The 4,005-nt window shown below is 69.3% G+C and carries 5 protein-coding genes; 2 read left to right on the top strand and 3 right to left on the bottom strand.

Translation table 11 applies throughout. From position 1 onward, the window contains the following. Positions 1–77: 77 nt before the first annotated feature. From AB4Y84_RS15335 to AB4Y84_RS15345, 3 genes are all read right to left on the bottom strand, one after another. Entirely contained in the window at positions 78–971 is an 894-nt protein-coding gene (locus AB4Y84_RS15335; protein ID WP_099842398.1) for a hydroxymethylglutaryl-CoA lyase, read from the bottom strand. Between the two features lie 171 nt (positions 972–1,142). Continuing rightward, positions 1,143–1,529: a VOC family protein gene (locus tag AB4Y84_RS15340; protein ID WP_312112974.1), complete on the bottom strand. Its 387-nt coding sequence runs from the start codon at positions 1,527–1,529 to the stop codon at positions 1,143–1,145. 1 nt (position 1,530) lies between these two features. After that, positions 1,531–2,319 carry an enoyl-CoA hydratase-related protein gene (locus tag AB4Y84_RS15345; protein ID WP_025874745.1) on the bottom strand — a complete coding sequence of 263 codons (789 nt, stop codon included), beginning with the start codon at positions 2,317–2,319 and terminating at the stop codon, positions 1,531–1,533. A 120-nt stretch (positions 2,320–2,439) separates the two neighbouring features. Here AB4Y84_RS15345 and AB4Y84_RS15350 point away from each other — a divergent pair, with 120 nt between their 5' ends. Both AB4Y84_RS15350 and feoB read left to right on the top strand, forming a co-directional pair. Then, complete coding sequence (locus tag AB4Y84_RS15350; RefSeq protein WP_025874743.1) at positions 2,440–2,694, top strand: FeoA family protein; 255 nt, start codon at positions 2,440–2,442, stop codon at positions 2,692–2,694. Next, positions 2,691–4,005 (top strand): ferrous iron transporter B (feoB, locus tag AB4Y84_RS15355; RefSeq protein WP_442250384.1); only part of this gene is annotated, 1,315 nt, incomplete at its 3' end. The genes AB4Y84_RS15350 and feoB, both read left to right, overlap by 4 nt.

Genomic DNA, 4,005 nt, shown 5'->3' on the forward strand with positions numbered 1-4,005 from the left:
GTCCAGAGCGGCCAGCGCGACGTCGGTTGCGGCGGGTGTATCGCCGATGGCCGGACGGTCGCGCGGGCCGCTGTCGTTCATGTCGCTGCCAGCGCCTGCCCGACGCGGCTGGCGGTCGCGCGGCCGAGCAGTCCGGCCAGCCAGCGGCCGGTCTCGGCCAGCGACGGCAGGTCGACCCCGCACTCCAGGCCCAGGCCCTGCAGCAGGTACACCACGTCCTCGCTGGCCACGTTGCCGCTGGCGCCCTTCGCGTACGGGCAGCCGCCGGCACCGGACACCGCACTGTCGACCACGCGCACGCCTTCTTCCAGGCAGGCGGCGATGTTGGCGATGGCCTGGCCGTAGGTATCGTGGAAGTGCACGGCCAGTGCGCTCATCGGGATCTCGGCAGCCACCGACTGCAGCATCGCGCGGGCCTTGCGTGGCGTGCCGACGCCGATGGTGTCGCCCAGAGAGATTTCATAGCACCCCATCTGGTGCAGCGCCCGGGCGACGCGCACTACGTCGGCCAGCGGTACCTCGCCCTGGTACGGGCAGCCGAGCACGGTGGAGACGTAGCCGCGCACGCGCACGCCGTCGGCGGCCGCGCGGCGCAGGATCGGCTCGAAGCGGGCCAGCGATTCATCGATGCCGGCGTTGGTGTTGGTGCGGTTGAAGGCTTCCGATGCAGCGGTGAATACCGCGATTTCCTGCACGCCGACGGCGCGCGCACGGTCGTAGCCCTGTTCGTTCGGTACGAGTACTGGATAGGCGATGCCGGGGCGCCGCTGGATGCCCGCATAGACCTCGGCAGCATCGGCCAGTTGCGGGACCCAGCGCGGGCTGACGAAGCTGGTCGCCTCGATGGTGCGCAGGCCGGTGGCCGACAGGCGATCGATCAGGGCGATCTTGTCGGTGGTGGCCACGGCCTGCTTTTCGTTCTGCAGCCCGTCGCGCGGGCCGACCTCGACGATGCGGACGAAATCGCTCATCGCGGCACCCCTGCGGCGGGCGGGATGGGACGGGCAGGGCGGATGGGATCGACTGGGGTCACGGCGGTTCCTGGAAAACGGGGGCGGCCCGGTCTTCGCCAGGCTGCCAGATGAGATACGCAGGCGGGTCGCACAAGCGGCCACGCCTGCGCCTGGTGGCGACGCAGGGGTCTACCCGGGCAGGTGGCAGACTGCCTCGATGTTGTTGCCATCGGGGTCGATAACGAAGGCGGCGTAGTAGTCCGGGTGATACCACGGACGCAGGCCGGGCGCGCCATTGTCGCGTCCCCCTGCGGCCAGCGCGGCGGCGTGGAAGGCATCAACCTGGGCGCGTTCGGCGCAGACGAAGGCCACGTGCACGCCCTGGCTGAGCGGCGCCGCATTGCCCAGCCAGAAGAACGGCTTGCCGTGGTTGCCGAAACCCACGTGGTCGTGGGCGCCGGTCTGTGCGGCGCTTACCTCCATCACCACGCCGATCTGCAGCGGTGCCAGCGCCTGCAGGAAGAAGGCCCTGCTGCGCGGCAGGTCGCCGCTGTTCAAGCCGATATGGTCCAGCATGTCAGGCCTCCGTGACCCAGTGCGGCGCGCGTTTGTCGAGGAAGGCACCCAGGCCTTCCTGGCCCTCGGCCGATACCCGCAGGCGGGCGATCAGGGCGGCATTGTCACGGTCCAGGCTGTCGCGGTCATGGGCGTCGCGAACCTGCCGGACCAGCAGCTTGGCCGAAGCCGAGGCGATCGGCCCGGCCTTGTCGAGCAGGGCCAACTGTCGCTGCACCGCCTCGTCCAGGCGTTCGGGCTCCACCAGCTGGTGGATCAGGCCGATACGCAGGGCGGTGTCGGCGTCGAAGTGCTCGCCGGTGGCGAACCAGCGGCGGGACTGGCGGCTGCCGATGGCCTCGATCACATAGGGCGAGATCACTGCTGGCAGCAGGCCCAAGCGGCTTTCGGTCAGGCCGAAACGGGCGGCGGTGGTGGCGATGGCGATATCGCAGCAGGCCACCAGGCCGACGCCGCCACCAAAGGCGGCGCCGTGGACACGGGCGAGGGTGGGCTTGGGCAGTTCGTCCAGGGTGCGCATAAGCCGGGCCAGGGCCAGGGCGTCGTCACGGTTGTCGGCCTCGCTGGCGGAGGCCATGCCGCGCATCCACTGCATGTCGGCACCGGCAGAGAAGGAGGCGCCGTGGCCGGCCACCACCACCGTGCGCACGGTGTCATCGCGGCCGGCCGCTTCCAAGGCTGCGGTCAGCCGGGCGATCAGGCCGGCGTCAAAGGCGTTGTGCAGCTCCGGCCGGTTCAGCCAGAGGGTCAGGACAGCGCCGTTGCGCTCGATCTGCAAAGCATCGTTCATGGGATTCCGGGGGTTGCTCCATACCTGTATGGATCATAGCGGGCCATTGGTCATGGGCCATGACGCGACGCGGGAATGTTAGAATCGAGAACCATTTACATCCAGCAGAGAACACGCTAGATGACGCTGTCCGAACTGCCCCTGCACGCCTCGGCCGTGGTCGATTCCGTGCAGGACCTGCATGCCAACGATGCCATCGCCCGGCGCCTGCGCGAGCTGGGCTTCGTCAAGGGCGAGGAAGTGCGCCTGGTGGCGCGAGGCCCGGTCGGCGGCGAGCCGCTGCTGGTGCAGGTCGGTTTCACCCGTTTCGCGCTGCGTATCAGTGAGGCCCGGCGCGTGGTCATCGACCCGGCCAGCCAGGAGGGACGTGCATGAGCGCCACCGCAACCGCCGCCCCGCTGCGCATCGCGCTGGTCGGCAACCCCAACAGCGGCAAGACCGCGCTGTTCAACCAGCTGACCGGCAGCCGGCAGAAGGTCGCCAATTACACCGGCGTCACCGTTGAGCGCAAGGAAGGCCGCCTGCGTGCGCCGTCCGGCCGCGAGTTCGCCGTGCTCGACCTGCCGGGCGCCTACAGCCTGCAGCCGGCCAGCCTGGACGAGGCGATCACCCGCGACCTGTGCCGGGGGTTCTACCCGGGCGAGGCCGCGCCGGACGTCCTTCTGTGCGTGATCGACGCCACCAACCTGCGCCTGCACCTGCGCTTCGCACTGGAACTGCGCGAGCTGGGCAAGCCGATGATCATCGCCCTGAACATGGTCGACGCCGCGCAGCGCCGCGGCATCCAGATCGATGTAGCCGCGCTGGAGCGCGAGATCGGTGTGCCGGTGGTGGAAACCGTGGCGGTGCGCAAGCAGGGCGCGCGTGCACTGGTGGAACGCCTGGATACGATGGTGCCGCACCTGGATGCGCCGCTGGCCGGCGTTGAGAGCGGTGTGGACTACCACGCGCAGGTGCGCGCGATCCTGGCCGCAGCCGTGCGGATGCCGGCACGGACGGCGAAGATCGACGACACGCTGGACCGCTGGCTGCTGCATCCGGTGTTCGGCCTGATCACGCTGGTGGTGGTGATGTTCCTGATCTTCCAGGCGGTGTTCGCCTGGGCCACGCCGCTGATGGATGGCATCGAGGCTGGCTTTGCCTGGCTGGGTGAGCTGGCCGCCAGCGTGCTGCCGGCAGGTCCGCTGACCAGCCTGCTGACCGATGGCATCATCGCCGGCCTGGGGGGCGTGGTGGTGTTCCTGCCGCAGATCCTGATCCTGTTCGCCTTCATCCTGGCGCTGGAAGAGTCCGGTTACCTGCCACGCGCCGCGTTCCTGCTGGACCGCATGATGGCGGCGGCCGGCCTGTCGGGGCGGTCGTTCATCCCGCTGCTGTCCAGCTTTGCCTGCGCGGTGCCGGGCATCATGGCCACCCGCAGCATCCAGGACCCGCGTGACCGCCTGGCCACGATCCTGGTGGCGCCGCTGATGACSTGYTCGGCRMGKCTGCCGGTATATGCGCTGCTGATCGGTGCGTTCATACCGGCCGGCAGGATCGGCATCTTCAACCAGCAGGGCCTGGTGCTGTTCGGCCTGTACGTGGCGGGCATCCTCAGCGCGCTGGTGATGTCGTGGGTGATGAAGAAGTGGCGCCGCGACAAGAGCGAGCACCCGCTGATGCTGGAGCTGCCGTCGTACCGCATTC

Origin of the sequence: Stenotrophomonas sp. 2YAF22 (genome assembly GCF_052114665.1) — a bacterium.
GTDB lineage: Bacteria > Pseudomonadota > Gammaproteobacteria > Xanthomonadales > Xanthomonadaceae > Stenotrophomonas > Stenotrophomonas indicatrix.